This is a genomic window from Arthrobacter sp. StoSoilB5, from assembly GCF_019977235.1.
Taxonomy (GTDB): domain Bacteria; phylum Actinomycetota; class Actinomycetes; order Actinomycetales; family Micrococcaceae; genus Arthrobacter.
Map to the genome: position 1 here is coordinate 1,891,674 of NZ_AP024646.1, position 17,475 is coordinate 1,909,148.

The following is a 17,475-nucleotide window of genomic DNA, read 5'->3' on the forward strand; positions in this document are numbered from 1 at the left end:
TTGCTAGACGCCGTAGTAGAGCTCGAACTCGTACGGGTTCGGGCGCAGTGACAGCGGGCGAATCTCATTCTCGTACTTGTATTCAATCCAGGTATCGATCAGGTCCTGGGTGAAGACGCCGCCAGCCTGCAGGAACTCGTTGTCCTCGCGCAGGGCTTCGAGGGCCTCTTCGAGGGAACCCGGAGCCTTGGGGATGTCCTTGGCTTCCTCGGCCGGGAGCTCGTAGAGGTCCTTGTCGATGGGAGCCGGCGGTTCGATGCGGTTGCGGATGCCGTCAATGCCGGCCATCAGCTGGGCAGCAAACGCCAGGTACGGGTTGGACGAGGGGTCCGGAGCGCGGAATTCGATGCGCTTGGCCTTCGGGTTGGAACCCGTGATCGGGATACGGATACCAGCAGAGCGGTTGCCCTGCGAGTACACCATGTTGACCGGAGCCTCGAAGCCCTTGACCAGGCGGCGGTAGGAGTTAACCGTCGGGTTGGTAAACGCGAGGACTGCGGAGGAGTGCTTCAGCAGGCCGCCGATGTACCAGCGAGCGGTGTCGGAGAGGCCAGCGTAGCCCTTCTCGTCGTAGAACAGCGGGTCGCCATTGCTCCACAGCGACTGGTGGCAGTGCATGCCCGAGCCGTTGTCACCGAAGACCGGCTTCGGCATGAAGGTGACGGACTTGCCCCATGCGTCTGCAGTGTTCTTGATGACGTACTTGAACTTCTGGAGGTCGTCAGCAGCTGCGGTCAGCGTGGTGAACTTGTAGTTGATCTCTGCCTGGCCGGCGGAGCCAACTTCGTGGTGGGAGCGCTCGACCTCGAGGCCGGCCTTGTCCAGCTCAACGCACATGGCGTCGCGGAGGTCAGCCTGCTTGTCGGTGGGGGAAACCGGGAAGTAACCGCCCTTGACGGGGGTCTTGTAGCCGAGGTTTCCACCCTCTTCCTTGCGGCCGGTGTTCCAGTGGGCTTCCTCGGAATCAATCTTGTAGAAGCTGCCCTGCGGCGAGGACTGGTACTGGATGTTGTCGAAGACGAAGAACTCGGCTTCGGGAGCAAAGAACGCGGTGTCGGCGATGCCGGTGGAAGCCAGGTACGCTTCAGCCTTCTCTGCCACGCCGCGGGGATCGCGGTGGTAGGGGTCGCCCGTACGGGGGTTCACGATGGAGAAGTTCAGTGCAAGCGTCTTCTCGATGCGGAATGTGTCGATGAAAGCCGAGGTCACATCCGGGATGAGCTGCATGTCGGACTCAGCGATGCCCTGGAAGCCGCGGATGGAAGATCCGTCGAAGAGTTGACCGTTCACGAAGAAGTCGAGGTCTACGCTCTTCGCCGGCACGTTGAAGTGCTGCTGGACGCCCGGAAGGTCGGTGAAGCGGATATCGACGAATTTGACGTCTTCGTCTTTGATGAACTTGAGGACTTCGTCCGCAGTCTTGAACATCTATGCTCCTTATGCATATCAAGTAACAGGCCCGGAAGGCCGCGTGGGCCAGCCCATGCCGGAGGCCCGGAGACACAAAAAATTCCCCTTGCCGCGGTGGCTAGCAACTCATACCACCCTAGAGAGATGGGATTTCCCGGGAGTGTCAGTATTGTTTCGGGCAGGTTACAGAATCATCTGTTGTGTAAACGGTAGTCGGCTTTCCGGTGCCAGGTCTACGCGGGTCCAGTGGGCGAACACTTTGGCGCTATGTCTGCCCAGCCGCAGGCACGAAAGGCGGCCTCCGACGTCGGACCATCCGTCCGCCAGCCGTTAGGCTTGGAGGGTGGTTGATCGAAAAGACATAGGCTCTTGGCTGAGCGGGCCGGACACTTCCGGCATCTCCAAATATCCGGGCGAGAGACTCGGCCTTCCTGAGGCCGGACCAGGCTCGATGGCGAGGGCTGGACGCCGGATCCTGGGCATTGTGATCGACTGGACAATTGCCCTGGTCATCAGCAACTTCGCATTCGGCGGCAACCAGTGGGCGACGCTCGCAGTCTTTGCCGTGGAACAGATTCTGCTGATCGGCACCCTGGGCTACAGCATCGGACACAGAATTGCCGGTATTCATGTGGTCCGCTTGGGCGGAGGTCCGGCAGGCCCCCTTGCCGCTGTAGTGCGTACCTTGCTCCTGTGCCTGGTTATCCCTGCCGTCATCTTTGACCCCGACCAGCGTGGACTTCACGATAAAGCCATGAATACCATCCTGATTCGGATGTAGGGTCCATAAGGAAAACCGCCCCCGTCTCTCACGAGACAGGGGCGGTTTTCGTTATGGACAATCAACGGCTACAGACAATCAGCGTCCGCGTGCGGCCTTGCGGTCCGGGCGGGCCTTGTAGGGGTCGATGCCCTTGGGGATCGGCAGGCGGGTACCAAGGGAGTTGATGCGCTTGGACACAGCGTTGACCTCCACCTTGGTGAGTTCGTTCTTCATCTTGCCCATGGTCTTGGCGAGTTTGTTCAAAGGTACCTGGCCCTCACCGCGACCGGATTCCAGAACGTGGATGGTGACGTTGGGCAGGATGCGCGTGAGGCGCTTGCGCTCAGCTTCCACCAACGGCTTAACCCGGTGCGTGGGGCCTTCGCTGACCAAAACCACGCCTGGACGACCAATTGCCATGAACACGGCGTCCTGGGTGCGCGGGTTAACCGCGACAGGCTGATCCTGGGTGACCCAGCCACGGCGAAGAGTGCCCAAGGCCGCGCCGGAAGCACCCGGCTGGTTCTCGATCTGCGCGAAGGCAGCCTTCTCTGCGCGACGGGAGAGGATAAAAACGGCGGCCAGAAGACCCAGCGGAATACCGATGATTAGGCCGGTGACCCAGTTTTCCAGGAGGAATCCGATGAGGAAGGCGACGGCAACTACCGCCAGGAACGCCAGCAACATGATCCACACGACCTGTGGATCATTGCGCCGCGTCATCTTGAAGACTTCAGCGATCTGCTTCAGCTGGCTCGGCTTCTTGGCCTTGGCTTCTTTGGGCTTGCGCTGGAACAGCCCACGCTTGGGGGCGTCGGCCGAGGGGGTCGATTTGCTGGAATCAGAGGAATTCGCCATAGTGCCTTAATTCTACGTGATGGACGCCGAAGGGCCGGACGCCATTACGCACGGCATCCGGCCCTTCGGTACTACTCGCTGGTGCTGCTGCTGAGATGCCTTTTGCTGTGGGCTTAGGCGTGTGCGGCGAGGATGGTGGAGGCTTCCTGGCGGGTGGTGCCGGAGGACTCGATGTGGGCCAGGGCTGCGGGGATTTCCCAGCCCTTCTTGCGCATCGCGGTGGCCCACAAACGCCCGGCACGGTACGAGGAACGGACCAGGGGCCCCGACATCACGCCGAGGAAGCCGATCTCCTCGGCCTCGTGCTGGAGGTCCACGAACTCCTGCGGCTTGACCCACCGGTCCACGGGCAGGTGCCGTTCGGACGGGCGCAGGTACTGGGTGATCGTGATCAGGTCACACCCTGCGGCGTGCAGGTCCCGCAGCGCTTCGGAGATTTCCTCGCGGGTTTCGCCCATGCCCAGGATCAGGTTGGACTTGGTCACCATGCCCAGGTCCCGGCCCTGGGTGATGACATCCAGGGACCGTTCGTACCGGAACGCCGGGCGGATCCGCTTGAAGATCCGCGGCACGGTCTCCACGTTGTGCGCGAACACCTCGGGCTTGGAATCGCAGATCGCCTTGATGTGTTCGGGTTTGCCGGAGAAGTCCGGGATCAGCAGCTCCACCCCGGTGCCCGGGTTCAGTTCGTGGATCTTGCGGACCGTTTCGGCGTACAGCCACACGCCCTCGTCGGCGAGGTCATCACGGGCCACACCGGTCACCGTGGCGTAGCGCAGCTGCATGGCCTGGACACTCCGGGCCACCTTGGTGGGTTCGAACATGTCCACCGGGGAAGGTTTGCCGGTATCGATCTGGCAGAAATCACAGCGCCGCGTGCATTCGGACCCGCCGATCAGGAACGTCGCTTCCTTGTCTTCCCAGCACTCGAAAATGTTCGGGCAGCCGGCCTCCTCACACACGGTGTGCAGGCCTTCCTTCTTCACCAGGTTCTTCAGCCCGACGAACTCCGGCCCCATCTGGACCTTGGCCTTGATCCACTCGGGCTTGCGTTCAACCGGGACAGCCGAGTTGCGCTGCTCAACGCGCAGCAACTTACGGCCTTCAGGTGCCAGGGTCACTGGAGTGCTCCTTCTGGGGTGGAAACGAGTGCTTCTTCATGCTTGCGGAACTCTTCCACGAAGCGGTCAACGATGTCAGCCGGGTTGATGGTCCGGCCGGTTTCCAGCGACATGGTGGTGACGCTGGCGTCGGTGATGCCGCACGCGATGATCTGCGCATATGGCGCAAGGTCGTTGCTGCAGTTAATGGCCACACCATGCATGGTGACGCCGTCCAGGACCCGGATGCCGATCGCTGCGATCTTGCGGTCCGGTCCCTTGTCATCGGCGAGGATCCATACGCCGGCCCGGCCCTTCACGGTGACTGCGGGGATCCCGTAGTCCGTCATGACGGCGATCATGGTGGCTTCGAGTCGCTCGACGTAGTCCCGGATTCCTGCGCGGTTCTTGAGCTTGAGGATCGGATAGGCGATGAGTTGTCCGGGGCCGTGCCACGTCAACTTACCACCGCGATCCACGGGAACCACGGGCGTGCCGTCAAAGGGGCGCTCGTGGTCTTCGGTGAGCTTGCCTGCCGTGTACACGGCGGCGTGCTCGAGGAGCAGTACGGTGCTGTTTTTCTCGCCGGCAACAACTTTGTTGTGGATTTCGCGCTGTAGGTCCCAGCCCTGCATGTAATCAACGAAATCCGGGGCAAGACCCAGTTGTGAAAACTCAAGAGTCATGGGTTCAAGCTTAGACCCAGCACGTCACTCACCATGATTTTGTGGTGAACCTCTCAGTCGCATGCGTCATCGTGGCCGTCCGGCGTCGCGGCCTGGCAGTGCCTGTGGATAACTTCTGCGGGAAATCCGATCATCCGGTAGACCTTGGATATGGAAACTACGGATGCTTCTGCCGCCTTGGTCCCGCACATTCCGGGATACACGCCATCACGTCCACTGGGAACGGGTGGCTCCTCGATAGTCTGGCTTGCCAGCAGGGACAAGGACGGCGCTCGCTTCGCCATCAAGTGCGTCACAGCCAAGCCGGGCAAGGAGTCCCGGGGGCTGGCGGCACCGGGCCACGAAAGTGCCCTCCGTGAGGTTCGGATCCTGTCCAGGCTTAAGCACGAGCACCTTATCCGGATTCACGACGTGGTGGAGTTGGGTGGCGGGCGCCGGGGCAGTTTTGGCCTGGTGATGGACTATGCGTCCGGAGGTTCCCTTGCGAACCTGGTGGGCGTCCGGCGCAAGCTTGGAGTCGGGGAAACCGTGACGATACTGACCCCTGTTGCCCAGGTGTTGTCCTACCTCCATGCCGAGGGGACGGCCCATGGGGATATTTCGCCGGGCAATGTGTTGTTCACCGCCCAAGGCAAGCCCCTGGTGACAGACCTTGGTGTGGCGGGCGTTGTAGGGGAAGAGAACCAAAGCCTCGACGTCGGCACGGCTGGCTTCATGGACGGTTATGTTGCTGCGCGGCTCACCGGAGATGGAGTAGAAGAAACCCTGCAGCCGCAACGGGACGTCTATTCGTTAGCCGCGCTTGGGTGGTATTGCTTGACTGGCGCGGCGCCGGAACCCGCCAAGCATCGCCCACCGCTTCCTCTTTTGGTCCCCGATGTACCCAAAGGCCTCGCCGCTGCCCTTGAGGCGGGATTGGATCCTGATCCGCGGGCGCGTCCTACCGCCAGGGAGTTGGGCACTGCGATCTATCGCAGCGGCGCGGCACAACCAGTGGATCTTGCCGGGTCCGTACACCCATCGGTGATCCCTGAGTTGATCACCCGGCGGCAGGCCGGCGGGCGACCACGGCGAAGGAGCCGACTGTTCGGTGCCGTCTTGCAGCTCCGGGCACTGTGGACAACAATGACTCCGCGTCCCGAACGCCGCAAGCGAAAAAGGCAACTGCAGCGTGGGCCACGTGCCAGCGTCCGCGTCGCATTCGTAGTGGCTGCGGGAGTGCTGGCTGGTGCGGTTGGGTGGGCCACCTGGCTGGGAATCCAGGAGCCTGCAGCGGGTTCGACGTCCGTAGCAACCGAAGGGACAACGGTGGTGGACGGTCGGTCCCCTTCGGATTCGCTTCCGGACGCGCTTTCGGACGCGCTCGGCTCCGAGGATCCGGTAACGGCGGCATATGCGCTTTCGGTTGTACGGGACATGGCGCTGGGTCTGGATCGTCACGAATTGCTTGCAAGCGTCAACGCAGCAGGCTCTCCTGCCGAAGCGGCAGACGCCGCGTTGGGGCAGCAATTAAGGGCCACCGGTATCCGCTTTGCCGGACTCACCACGAGCCTGAGCGGCGTGGCAGTGACCGGCACGCTGGAGGCCGGTCAGGCCGTCATTGCCCTGACCGCAACGACCTCTGGCTACGAAGAGCGCGATGCCTCCGATCACTTGGTGAAGTCCCAGGCGGCCGGGAAACCCCAGGAGTTGCGTCTCGTCCTTGTCCGTTCGACTGGACAATGGAAGATCTCCGAGATTCTTGGTCCTGGCTAGCGGTACTGCCAACGAGGTTGCTTGCGGTGGGTTGGACGATTCAGCGCGAAGAGCCGCTTGTCAGCCAAGCCATGGCTTCGTCGAGGCTCGGGTGTTGCCAGTGAAAACCAGCGGCGGCGAGCTTGGCTGGTTCCATTCTTTGGTTGGCTAGGACGAGTTCGTCCGCAAGTTGGCCAAGGACAAGCCGCAGGGCAGGCCGTGGGACGCGGACGAAGGCAGGTCGGTGGAACGCTTTCGCCAGCCGCCCGACAATGGCGTTAACGTCTGCGCTTTCCGGGGCGCACACGTTGACTGCGCCTTCCAGATCGGACTTGAGGAGGAAAGCGAGTGCAGCGGCTTCGTCGGCGAGCGTGATCCAAGGCCAAAATTGTCGCCCGTTTCCGAAGGGTCCGCCAAGCCCAAGCCTGAGCAGGGGAAGCATCGGGCCGAGCGCACCGCCGGAAGTGCTCAAAACCACGCCCGTCCTGGGGGTAACTACCCTTACGCTGGATGGGGCGGTTCTGGCCGTATGCTCCCATTCGACGCACAGCGGACCCAGCACTCCCGCGCCTGGACCGGAGTCCTCACGGAGCACGCCGTCCCGGGAGGCACCGTAATAGCCGGACGCGGACTGGCTGACAAAGGACAAGGTTGGCTGGCCAAGGCGACGCATCGCCGCAGTCAGTGTGCGGGTTGGCTGAAGACGCGACTCACGAAGGATGTTGATTCTTCGCTTGGTCCAGGGCCGGTCTCCGATTCCAGCGCCGGACAAGTTGACCACCGCGTCTGCGCCCTCAAGGAATGCCTCGTCCAAGACTCCAGTGGCTGGATCCCATGTTCTTTCGTCGGCTGCCATGGCAGGCCGCCGGACCAGCCGGATGACCTCATCGCCCTCACTTCTCAAATGCGCGGACAAAGCCGTCCCAATCATGCCTGAGGCTCCCGACAAAACGATTCGCATGACCCATCTCACCACGATCCCGGCATGTGGCGGAAACACCGCGCGAAGCGCGGGGCGCGTGCCTCTTGACGTCGTGCCTCTTGACTATGATCGAACAATGACCTCCTCCAGCTACCTCCGTTTCCCGCATGTGCATGGCGAACTGGTCACGTTCGTGGCCGAAGACGACATCTGGATCGCCCCCATCTCTGGTGGCAGGGCATGGCGTGTTTCGTCCCAGCAGTTGCCGGCAAGGAATCCCCGTTTCACTCCCGATGGCAAACGGCTCGTGTGGACTGCCATTGTTGGTACGGCACCGGAGGTTGTCACGGCGGACGTCGACGGCGGCCGGTACAGGCAGCTGAGCTACTTCGGACACAGCACAACCCGGGTCAAGGGCTTCACGCCGGCTGGAAACGTCCTCGTCACCAGTGCCTTCCAGCAATCCGAGAGCCGCCACACGTACGCCTATAGCCTCCCCTTGGACGGAGGTGCCGCCGTCGAACTTCCTTTCGGGCCGGTGGAGGCGGTGGCGTTCGGACCGGAAATCGGTGACGAGAAGCCCGTGGTCCTGGCGAGCGTCCTTTCCCGGGAGCCGGCTTGGTGGAAACGTTACCGGGGCGGCACCGCAGGCAAGTTGTGGATTGACGCTGACGGCAACGGTGAGTTCGAGCGTTTGATCCCCGAGGTTGAGGGCAACCTGACTGACCCGCTGTGGATCCAAGGACGCATCGCCTTCCTTTCAGACCACGAAGGCTACGGAAACCTCTATTCAGTGCTTCCCGACGGCTCAGGACTGCGCCGTCACACTGACCATGAAGATTTCTATGTCCGGCACGCCAGCACGGATGGCCAGCGGATAATCTTCGAATCTGCTGGTGAACTCTGGATCCTGCCCTCACTCGACGCCGATGCTGAAGCCGTGAAGCTGGACATCACGCTCGGCTCTGCATCGCCGGCACGGCGCCCCGCACCACTGAAAGCGTCTGCGCATTTGGGCGATGTATTTCCGAACACTGCAGGAACGGCCAGCGCCGTTGAGTCACATGGCACCATCCATTGGCTCCGCCACAAGGACGGGCCGTCGCGGGTGGTCGAAGCGACACCGGGTGTCCGGGCCCGCCTTCCGCGCCCCTTGACGGATGGCCGGATCGCCTACGTGGCCGACCACGGGGGAGTGGAGGCCCTGTACGTCAAGCGCATCGCCGCCCGTTTGTCCGGAGTCGTTGACGTGCCGAAGGCTGCGGAGCCGGCTGTTGTCTCCAGTGAAGCCGAACTCCCCAAACCGGTTTCTGCGACGAACGTCCTGGCGCAAGGTTCCTCCATGAACGCGTCAGCCAACCAGGCCGCGAATACGGACCTTGCGGCGGAAAACCCCGATGAAGCCGCTCATGCCCACCCCTCAGCAGACACTGTGGGGGGAACTGGGGTACCTGTCGCTCCCATAGCTGTCGAGGAAGCGGACGACCTCCGCCTGGACTTCCCTGCACCTACAAGGACGAGCGCGCTGGAAGCCAGCCCTGATGGTCGCTGGGTGGCCATCGGCACGGCTTTTGGTGACGTTTTCGTAGCTGACACGACCACCGGGACACTGACGCGTCTGGTGAGTATTGGCGAAGGCAGCGTTGAACAATTGTCGTGGTCCTCTGATTCGCAGTGGCTTGCCTGGTCCGAGCCGGTGACGTCGTTCGGTTCCCGCAGCAAGCTTCGGTTGGTCCGCCCCGCGGAACCTGACGCCGGCATCATCGATGCCACTGACGGACGCTTCTGCGATGAATCACCCCGGTTCACGCCGGACGGGAAGTTCCTGGCTTTCCTGTCCAACCGAAGCTTTGACCCCGTCTATGACGGACATTCGTTCGACCTTTCCTTCCCGAGTCCCATCAAGCCGTACCTGCTGGCCTTGGCTGCTGATACGCCGTCCCCGTTCGGGCCGTCCGTGGACGAGCTTGAGGATCTGCCGGCCACCACAGTAAAGCCCGACGACGGCGGCGCGCCAGTTGTGCGCGTGGATGCAGATGGCCTTGCGCACCGTGTCATCACGGTGCCTGTGGCGCAGGGAAACTACTCCGCACTCGCAGCAGGCGACGGGGCGCTGCTGTGGCTTGATACTGAGCTGTCGGGTGTCACTGGCGAAGGGAAGGGCACCCTGCAGGATAAGAAGACTGCCCCGTCCTTGGTGCGCTTCGACCTTGCCAAGCGCAAGGAATCCACCCTCCTTGCCGCCGTGGACAGCTATCGGTTGTCGGGCGATCGCAAGAGGGTGGTCTATGTCCTTGATAAGCAGATCATGTCAATTCCGTCAGACACTAAGGTGGACGAGGAATCCGGGGAACTGGTCAAAGTGGATCTCAACAGGATCCGCGTGATCCTGGATCCCGTGGCTGCCTGGGGCCAGGCCTTCGACGAAGCATGGCGCCTGCAGAGGGACTTCTTCTGGGCTCCGGACATGGCCGGGCAGGACTGGGATTCGGTCTATAAACGCTACCGTCCGATTGTGGACCGGCTCGGTTCCCACGACGACCTCGTGGACCTGTTGTGGGAGATCCACGGCGAACTGGGCACCTCGCATGCCTATGTGCGGCCTCTTCCGGTGACTGAACCTGGCCGCAATGGTCAAGGCAGACTGGGGGCCGAGTTGCAGCTCGGCAGCAAGGGCTGGGAAATAACCAGAATCCTGGCTGGAGAGTCTTCTGATCCATTGGCCACCTCGCCGTTAACGCGTCCCGGCGCGGATGCGAAGGTGGGCGACGTCCTTCTGGCGATTGACGGCGTCGAGCTTTCCGCGGCGCTGACGCCGGCCATGCAGTTGGTGGGCGCAGCGGGGCGCACCGTTGAATTGACACTTTTGAATGGCGCCGGACATGGCGAGGCCGCGGGTGTCCAACGACGGGTTGCCGTGGTTCCGATCCGTGACGAGGAGCGGTTGCGCTACCAGGACTGGGTCCGGGCCAATCGACGCACAGTTCGTGAGGCGTCAGGCGACAAGTTCGGTTACCTGCACATTCCGGACATGATGGCCAACGGGTGGGCCCAGCTGCATCGTGACCTCGATACAGAGACCGCCTTGGACGGCTTGATTGTAGACGTCCGGCGTAACCGTGGGGGGCACACCTCACAACTGGTGGCCGAGCTCATTGGCCGGAAGGTCACTGGCTGGAGCATGCCGCGTGGCGAGAAGCCGCGGACTTACCCGCACCATGCTCCCCGGGGCCCCGTGATTATCCTGGCCGACGAATTTGCTGGGTCCGATGGCGACATCATCACGCAAGTGTCCAAGCTGAGGGGCATCGGGCCAGTCATCGGCGTACGGACCTGGGGCGGAGTGGTGGGCATTGACAACCGCTTTGCGCTGGCTGATGGTACCGGGGTGACCCAGCCCCGCTATGCCACATGGTTTGGCGGTGGGATCGGCTGGGATGTTGAAAACCGCGGTGTGGAACCCGACATCGAAGTTCTCTTCCCGCCGCATGCCTACGCAGCAGGCACAGATCCGCAACTTGAGTACGGCATTGGCGCGCTCAAGGAAATGATCCAGGAGCTACCCACTGACCGACCTCCGTTGCGAGAAGGTTATCGCCAGGTGCGGCCAGCCCCGTTGCCTGCCCGTCCACAAAAGGGCTAGCTGCGCCGTTTCAAGTTCGTGGTGCAATGAAAATGCGTAAGGCCCCGTAGCCTTCCCTGACCGGGAGGCCGCGGGGCCTTTGCTGTGATGCTGTGTTGGTGCTGCGAAGCCTGCCTGGGCTATGCGGCGAGCGTTGCGTCCAGGGTGATCTCAATGCTGGCAAGCGCACCCGAAACGGGGCAGCCGGTCTTGGCTTCTTCGGAGATGCGGCGGAACTCCTCTTCCGAGATGCCCGGAATCCTGGCGGTCATGGTCAGGTGGCTGCCAGTGATGCCGGTGCCCGGAACGAAAGTGACGTCGGCCTGCGTCTGAATTTCCTCCGCGGTAAATCCTGCCTGCGCAAGGGTGTTGCTGAAAGCCATGGAGAAGCATGCGGAGTGGGCTGCGGCGATCAGTTCTTCGGGGCTCGTCTTGCCGCCTGCCTGCTCCGTGCGGGCCTTCCAGGTGACATCGAACGTGCCCAGGCCCGAGCTGTCCAGGGTCGTGTTGCCGGAGCCCTCAATCAGGTTGCCGTTCCAAACCGTGTGTGCGGTGCGTGTTGCTGCCATGTCCACTCCTCTGGGGTCGTTGTGAATCGGCAACCAGCCTTCGGCGGTTGCCACCGGATCAATCCTATGGATTTGGCCCGCGTGCTGCACAGCCATTCCGCTGTCAGTGGATTGTGACCCCTGGCCAGCACGGGACAAAGCAGCCGACCCGCCCGGCGAAGGCGGATCGGCTACTTCTGCTGCGCGATCAGTTCCAGATCGTGGCGATGGCGATGTTCACCAAGGCCAGTCCGCCAACGCCGTGGGCCAACCCTGTGGAGACAGGTTCGCCATTCTTGACCTTGCGGGAACCGATAACTGCCAGGACAGCAACGGCCGCGCCGATCGCGAACTTGATGCCGAGCTTGAAGTAGTTGGGATCGGCATCGGGCATCAGTGGCAGGATACCCATCATCGCGATGCCTGTGAGCAGCTGCAGGAATGCGCCGTCCCGCTGGCGGGGGTGAACGGTGGGCGTCTTGATGGTGGCGATCCAGTAGCCCACAATCATGGCCGCGCCGACGATGTGCAAGAACACCAGAATGCTGAAGAGAATACTCATGGCCCCAGCTTATCCAGTTGGTTCTACGCCTTGTAGCAATGCCACGCGGGTTCCCCAAAGCCGCATGTGTTCGCCAAAGCCACGTATGGGGAATTAAACGCGGCAAGGCCGGCTCCGGGTTGCCCCGGAGCCGGCCCTGCCGTTGACTAGACGTGCTTGGCGCTACAGACCAAGGTCTGCTTCGAAAGCACCTTCCTCAAGGCGTGCCTTGAGGGTTTGCAGGAAGCGGCCGGCGTCCGCACCGTCCACCAGGCGGTGGTCGTACGTGAGCGACAGGTACATCATGGAGCGAATGGCAATCGAATCGTCGCCGTTTTCGTCGGCGACCACGACGGCGCGCTTGACGATTGCGCCCGTACCCAGGATGCCCACCTGCGGCTGGTTGATGATCGGGGTGTCGAACAGGGCACCAACGGAACCGATGTTGGTGATGCTGAAGGTACCGCCGGACAGCTCGTCGGGGCCGATCTTGCCATCGCGGGTACGTCCTGCGACGTCCGCGATCTTAGCGGCCAGGCCGGCAAGGTTGAGGTTACCGGCGTCGGAGATCACCGGTACCAGGAGGCCCTTGTCGGTGTCTACCGCAATAGCCAGGTGCTCGGCGTTGTGGTAGGTGATTTCCTGCTTGGACTCGTCGTAGGCAGCGTTCAGCTTGGGGTGCTGCTTCAGTGCTTCCGCCACGGCCTTGGCGATGAACGGCAGGAAGGTCAGCTTCACACCGTTCTGTGCCTGGAACGAATTCTTGGCCTTCAGACGGAGCTTGGCGATCTTGGTCATGTCGACCTCGTGCACCTGGGTCAGCTGGGTGGAGACTTCCAGTGACTCGCGCATACGGCGGGCGATGACCTGACGGATACGCGGAGCCTTCTCCGTGGTGCCACGCAGGGACGAGGCAACAACGGGTGCCGCAGCTTTGGCGGCAGGAGCAGAAGCAGGGGCCGCGGCCGGCGCTGCTGCGGCGGCTTGCTTGGCTTCAGCTGCGGCAAGGACATCCTGCTTACGGATGCGGCCACCGACGCCGGTGCCGGACACGGAAGCGATGTCCACGCCCTGCTGGTTTGCCAGCTTGCGTACCAGGGGAGTGACGTAGCCGGACTCGGAGGACGAGCCAGCTTCGGCCGGTGCAGCAGGAGCCTGTGCAGCAGAAGGAGCCTGTGCAGCAGGAGCGGGCGCAGGTGCGGAGGCGGCAGCAGGAGCAGCTGGCGCTGCAGCGGTAGCCGGCGCGGGAGCTTCAGCCGCAGGAGCGGGAGCAGCTGCGGGAGCCTCAGCCGCGGGGGCGGCGGGCGCTGGAGCCGCAGCAGGCGCGGCAGCGCCGGAGCCGATGACGGCGAGAACCGATCCGACCTCGGCGGTTTCGTCTTCGTTGACGCGGATTTCCTGCAAAGTGCCTGCAACCGGGGAAGGAATCTCGGTATCGACCTTGTCAGTGGAAACCTCAAGAAGGGGCTCGTCCACCTCAACGGTGTCGCCAACAGCCTTGAGCCAGCGCGTGACGGTGCCTTCGGTAACGCTTTCACCCAAGGCGGGGAGGGTTACTTCGTGGCCTTCGCCGCCGGAGGCCGCAGGAGCTTCAGCAGGGGCTTCCTCAGCAGCGGGCGCAGCGGGGGCTTCTTCGGCGGGGGCAGCCTGCTCGGCAGCCGCAGGTGCTTCCTGGGCGGCCGGCGCTTCTTCAGCCGCTGGCGCGGCGGAGCCGGAGCCGTCGCCGATGCGTACCAAGGGGGCGCCAACCTCTGCGGTCTCGTCTTCAGCGACGAGGATTTCTTCGATGACGCCTGCGATCGGAGAAGGGATTTCGGTGTCTACTTTGTCGGTGGAAACCTCGAGCAACGGCTCGTCGATCTCTACCCGGTCACCAACCTGCTTGAGCCAGCGGGTGACGGTTCCTTCGGTGACACTCTCACCGAGGGCGGGCAAGTTAACGGATTCAGACATGTCGTCCCCGTTCTCCTTATTGATCTTTTGTGCGGATGAATTCTGCTGGTCCGGACAGAGTGCATGCGGCGGATTCCGCCGCATGCACCCTGTCCGTTTGTCTTGGGTAAAGACTTAGCCGTGGAGCGGCTTGCCCGCGAGGGCGAGGTGGGCTTCGCCCAGGCTTTCGTTCTGAGTGGGGTGGGCGTGGACCAGCTGGGCCACGTCCTCCGGGTAGGCTTCCCAGTTCACGATGAGCTGGGCTTCACCGATCTGCTCACCCATCCGGGAGCCGATCATGTGGATGCCCACCACGGGGCCATCCTTCTGGCGGACAAGCTTGACGATGCCACCGGTGCCGAGGATTGAGCTCTTGCCGTTGCCGGCAAGGTTGTATTCCTGGGTCTGCACCTGGTCGTCGCCGAACTTCTCCTTGGCGGCCTTTTCGGTGTAGCCCACCGTTGCGATTTCCGGCTCGCAGTAGGTGACCTTGGGGATGTTGATGTCTTCGACGATTGCCGGGTTCAGGCCGGCGATTTCCTCGGCGACGAAGATGCCCTGCTGGTAGCCGCGGTGTGCGAGCTGGACGCCAGGGACGATGTCGCCAACGGCGTAGATGTTGCCAACGCCGGTGTGGAGGCGTTCGTTGGTGATGACGAAGCCACGGTCGATGGTGATGCCTGCTTCTTCGTAGCCAAGGTTGGCGGTCACCGGACCGCGGCCAACGGCCACGAGCAGGAGGTCGGCTTCGAACGTCTGGCCGTCAACCAAGGTGACCTTGACGCCGTCGTCGTTCTGTTCCACGCCCTGGAAGAAGATGCCGGTGGTGAACTTGATGCCGCGCTTCTTGAAGGCACGCTCAAGGTTCTTGACGATGGAGGCGTCCTCGTTGGGGACGAGGGAGGGGAGGCCCTCAATGATGGTGACGTCCACGCCGAAGGACTTCCAAACGGAAGCGAACTCGACGCCGATGACGCCGCCACCGAGGACGATCGCGCTCTTGGGGATGTAGTCCATGGTGAGGGCCTGGTCCGAGGTGATGACCTTGCCGCCGATTTCCAGGCCGGGGAGTGAACGGGAGTAGGAACCCGTGGCCAGGACAATGTTCTTGCCCGTGTAAGAGGTGCCGTTCACGACGACGGTGTTGTGGCCCTGGAGCTTGCCTTCACCCTCGATGACGGTGATGCCCTTGGACTTGATGAGTCCCTGGAGGCCCTTGAACTTACCGGCGATGATGCCGTCCTTGTATGCGTTCACGGCAGACATGTCGATGCTGTCGAGCGTGACGTTCACGCCATACTTGGCGGAATCGCGTGCATGGTCGGCCAGTTCGGCCGAGTGCAGGAGTGCCTTGGTGGGGATACAGCCGTTGTGCAGGCAGGTTCCGCCGAGCTTTGCCTTTTCCACAAGGCCAACGGTGAACCCAAGCTGTACGGCCCGCAGGGCAGTGGCGTAGCCGCCGCTGCCGCCACCGAGTACCAGGATGTCGAATTCTTGCGCAGTTGCCTGATCGGCCACTAAAACGCTCCCTCGCGTGAATGATGACACGGGACTGCGTGTCATCGGGTCTTTGGAACTTGTTCTGCCGTGATTATGCCAGCACCTAAGTTCTCTTGCATTTGTGACTATCGAGTTCACCTTAGCGAACCACCTACCCATGCTCCACCCTCCACGGGCGTTTGTGGAGCGCTTGTGTCGAGACTCACGTTCACTTGTGACACAGCGCTACACCCCGCATAATTCCGGGGCTGTGCGGGCAGTGCGGACGGATCCGCACTACACGCACAATCCGCTTAAGTGCGGTGGAGCCGGGTGCTTACTCGGAGCGGGCCAGCAGATCCTCTGCGTAGGCCACCAAGGTACGGACGGTGCATCCTGTCCCTTGCTTGGGCGTGTAGCCGTAAGGGCTGCCGTTGTTGAACGATGGGCCGGCGATGTCGACGTGGGCCCACGGGATCTGCTGGCCGTCGCCGTTCTTGCCCACGAATTCACGCAGGAACACGGCCGCGGTCATCATGCCGCCGTTACGCTCGCCGATGTTGGCCAGGTCCGCAACCTGGGAGTCCAGGCTCGGGCGAAGCTCTTCCGGGAGTGGCATCGGCCAGACGAGCTCGCCTGCGCGGTCTGCGGCAGACTTCAACGCCGCAGTAACGGAGTCGGAGCCCATGACGCCTGCCGTGCGCAGGCCGAGCGCGATGAGCTGGGCGCCGGTGAGTGTAGCGACGTCGATGATGGCGTCCGGCTTTTCCAGGCTCGCGGCCACCAAGCCGTCCGCCATGACCAGGCGGCCCTCGGCGTCCGTGTTCAGGACCTCGACCGTTTTTCCACCATAGACAGTAAGAACGTCGGCCGGCCGCTGGGCAGCGCCGGATGGCATGTTCTCGGCAATGCAAAGCCACGCGGTTGCCTTGATGGGCAGGCCCAGCGAGGCGATGGCGAGGACCGTATTAAGAACGACGGCGGCGCCGGCCATATCGCTCTTCATGTCACCCATGCCGAGGGCAGGCTTAATGGAGATACCGCCGGTGTCGAAGGTAATGCCCTTGCCGACGAGCGCGATCTTCCGGGTTGCCTTTGCCGGAGCGTACTCGACCTTGACCAGGCGTGGCTGGCGGGTTGAACCCTTGCCGACACCGAGGATGCCGCCAAAGCCTTCCTTTTCCAGACGCTTTTCATCCCAGACCGTCACCTTTACGGGAAGTCCTTTGGCCAGTTCCTTGGCGGATTCGGCGAATGACTCGGGGTACAAGTGGCTCGGTGGCTGGTTGACGAGCGTGCGCGTCGCGTTGACGGCCCTGCCCAGTACTGTTGCCCGGTCAAGCGCAGGTTGTACAGCTTTGGCGTCCACGCCGGTGAAGATCAGTGCCTTGGCCACCGGATCCTTGAGCCCATCCCTGCTTGAACGGTGTTCAGTGTAGGAGTACGCGCCCATGGCGGCGCCTTCGGCGATTGCAGCGACGTCGGTGACGGACGCCGTCGGGAACGCCAAGGTCACCGATGGGACCCCGGCAAGCTGCCGGATTGCGGACCCTGCGGCCCGGCGCAGCGCCTCTTCAGTCAGGCTGCCGTCCTCGGACAATTTGCCCACGCCTGCCAGGACCAGGATCCCTGAGCCCGTTTCCGGCAAACCCGGAAGGCGGTGCGCCTGATCAGGAGCCCCGGTGACCCCAAGGAGCTTCAGCGATCCCTCCATGGACTCAGCGGCCTTGGCGCTGAGCGGGTTCTCGAGCAGCACTGGTCCGTCCGAGCCTTGGGCAACTCCGATCACAAGTGCGTCGCTGGGTGACTTTTTCAGGTCCTTGGCGATGACGCCGAGGATGATGTCAGTAGTCTTGACCACGAGGATGTTTCCTCACTTC

At 62.7% G+C, this 17,475-nt stretch carries 13 protein-coding genes; 3 read left to right on the plus strand and 10 right to left on the minus strand.

The genetic code is table 11. From position 1 onward, the window contains the following. Positions 1-3 precede the first annotated feature (3 nt). The gene (gene glnA, locus LDN75_RS08605; protein WP_216923010.1) at positions 4-1,428 is read right to left on the minus strand and encodes a type I glutamate--ammonia ligase; all 1,425 of its coding nucleotides are present in this window, start codon (positions 1,426-1,428) and stop codon (positions 4-6) included. 325 nt (positions 1,429-1,753) lie between these two features. Here glnA and LDN75_RS08610 point away from each other — a divergent pair, with 325 nt between their 5' ends. Then, complete coding sequence (locus tag LDN75_RS08610) at positions 1,754-2,191, plus strand: RDD family protein (RefSeq protein ID WP_223936748.1); 438 nt, start codon at positions 1,754-1,756, stop codon at positions 2,189-2,191. 78 nt (positions 2,192-2,269) lie between these two features. Here LDN75_RS08610 and LDN75_RS08615 read toward each other — a convergent pair whose 3' ends face one another. From LDN75_RS08615 to lipB, 3 genes are all read right to left on the minus strand, one after another. Next, positions 2,270-3,031, minus strand: coding sequence for a DUF4191 domain-containing protein (locus LDN75_RS08615; RefSeq protein WP_223936749.1), 762 nt, complete (start codon positions 3,029-3,031; stop codon positions 2,270-2,272). A gap of 113 nt (positions 3,032-3,144) precedes the next feature. Next, positions 3,145-4,152, minus strand: coding sequence for a lipoyl synthase (gene lipA, locus LDN75_RS08620; protein WP_223936751.1), 1,008 nt, complete (start codon positions 4,150-4,152; stop codon positions 3,145-3,147). After that, positions 4,149-4,817, minus strand: a complete 669-nt coding sequence (gene lipB / locus LDN75_RS08625; RefSeq protein ID WP_223936753.1) for a lipoyl(octanoyl) transferase LipB — start codon at positions 4,815-4,817, stop codon at positions 4,149-4,151. The genes lipA and lipB overlap by 4 nt, the downstream gene beginning before the upstream one ends. A gap of 150 nt (positions 4,818-4,967) precedes the next feature. Between lipB and LDN75_RS08630 the strand changes: the two genes are divergently transcribed. Beyond that, the gene (locus LDN75_RS08630; protein ID WP_223936754.1) at positions 4,968-6,572 is read left to right on the plus strand and encodes a serine/threonine-protein kinase; all 1,605 of its coding nucleotides are present in this window, start codon (positions 4,968-4,970) and stop codon (positions 6,570-6,572) included. A 40-nt stretch (positions 6,573-6,612) separates the two neighbouring features. Here the strand turns inward: LDN75_RS08630 and LDN75_RS08635 are convergent, their stop codons facing one another. Continuing rightward, positions 6,613-7,512 (minus strand): TIGR01777 family oxidoreductase, encoded by a 900-nt coding sequence (locus LDN75_RS08635; RefSeq protein ID WP_223936756.1) that lies wholly within the window; start codon positions 7,510-7,512, stop codon positions 6,613-6,615. Between the two features lie 97 nt (positions 7,513-7,609). On the opposite strand from LDN75_RS08635, the gene LDN75_RS08640 reads away from it, so the two are divergent. Beyond that, a complete protein-coding gene (locus LDN75_RS08640; RefSeq protein ID WP_223936758.1) occupies positions 7,610-11,116 on the plus strand; it encodes a S41 family peptidase in 3,507 nt (1,168 codons plus the stop codon). Positions 11,117-11,235: 119 nt separating this feature from the next. Here LDN75_RS08640 and LDN75_RS08645 read toward each other — a convergent pair whose 3' ends face one another. The 5 genes from LDN75_RS08645 to LDN75_RS08665 all read right to left on the minus strand — a co-directional run bounded on the left by LDN75_RS08645 (position 11,236) and on the right by LDN75_RS08665 (position 17,456). Beyond that, a complete protein-coding gene (locus tag LDN75_RS08645; RefSeq protein ID WP_223936760.1) occupies positions 11,236-11,664 on the minus strand; it encodes an OsmC family protein in 429 nt (142 codons plus the stop codon). A gap of 187 nt (positions 11,665-11,851) precedes the next feature. Further along, the gene (locus tag LDN75_RS08650) at positions 11,852-12,205 is read right to left on the minus strand and encodes a hypothetical protein (RefSeq protein WP_223936761.1); all 354 of its coding nucleotides are present in this window, start codon (positions 12,203-12,205) and stop codon (positions 11,852-11,854) included. Between the two features lie 162 nt (positions 12,206-12,367). Next, positions 12,368-14,137 (minus strand): 2-oxoglutarate dehydrogenase, E2 component, dihydrolipoamide succinyltransferase, encoded by a 1,770-nt coding sequence (sucB, locus tag LDN75_RS08655; protein WP_223936762.1) that lies wholly within the window; start codon positions 14,135-14,137, stop codon positions 12,368-12,370. A gap of 114 nt (positions 14,138-14,251) precedes the next feature. Further along, positions 14,252-15,634, minus strand: coding sequence for a dihydrolipoyl dehydrogenase (gene lpdA, locus LDN75_RS08660; RefSeq protein WP_223936763.1), 1,383 nt, complete (start codon positions 15,632-15,634; stop codon positions 14,252-14,254). Positions 15,635-15,932: 298 nt separating this feature from the next. Further along, positions 15,933-17,456 carry a leucyl aminopeptidase gene (locus LDN75_RS08665; protein WP_223936768.1) on the minus strand — a complete coding sequence of 508 codons (1,524 nt, stop codon included), beginning with the start codon at positions 17,454-17,456 and terminating at the stop codon, positions 15,933-15,935. Positions 17,457-17,475: the final 19 nt, after the last annotated feature.

Coding starts and splice junctions, on each gene's coding strand:
- LDN75_RS08645 (WP_223936760.1), bottom strand. CDS start 11,664: ATGGCAGCAACACGCACCGCACACACGGTTTGGAACGGCAACCTGATT.
- LDN75_RS08650 (WP_223936761.1), bottom strand. CDS start 12,205: ATGAGTATTCTCTTCAGCATTCTGGTGTTCTTGCACATCGTCGGCGCG.
- glnA (WP_216923010.1), bottom strand. CDS start 1,428: ATGTTCAAGACTGCGGACGAAGTCCTCAAGTTCATCAAAGACGAAGAC.
- lipB (WP_223936753.1), bottom strand. CDS start 4,817: ATGACTCTTGAGTTTTCACAACTGGGTCTTGCCCCGGATTTCGTTGAT.
- LDN75_RS08615 (WP_223936749.1), bottom strand. CDS start 3,031: ATGGCGAATTCCTCTGATTCCAGCAAATCGACCCCCTCGGCCGACGCC.
- LDN75_RS08640 (WP_223936758.1), top strand. CDS start 7,610: ATGACCTCCTCCAGCTACCTCCGTTTCCCGCATGTGCATGGCGAACTG.
- sucB (WP_223936762.1), bottom strand. CDS start 14,137: ATGTCTGAATCCGTTAACTTGCCCGCCCTCGGTGAGAGTGTCACCGAA.
- LDN75_RS08635 (WP_223936756.1), bottom strand. CDS start 7,512: ATGCGAATCGTTTTGTCGGGAGCCTCAGGCATGATTGGGACGGCTTTG.
- LDN75_RS08630 (WP_223936754.1), top strand. CDS start 4,968: ATGGAAACTACGGATGCTTCTGCCGCCTTGGTCCCGCACATTCCGGGA.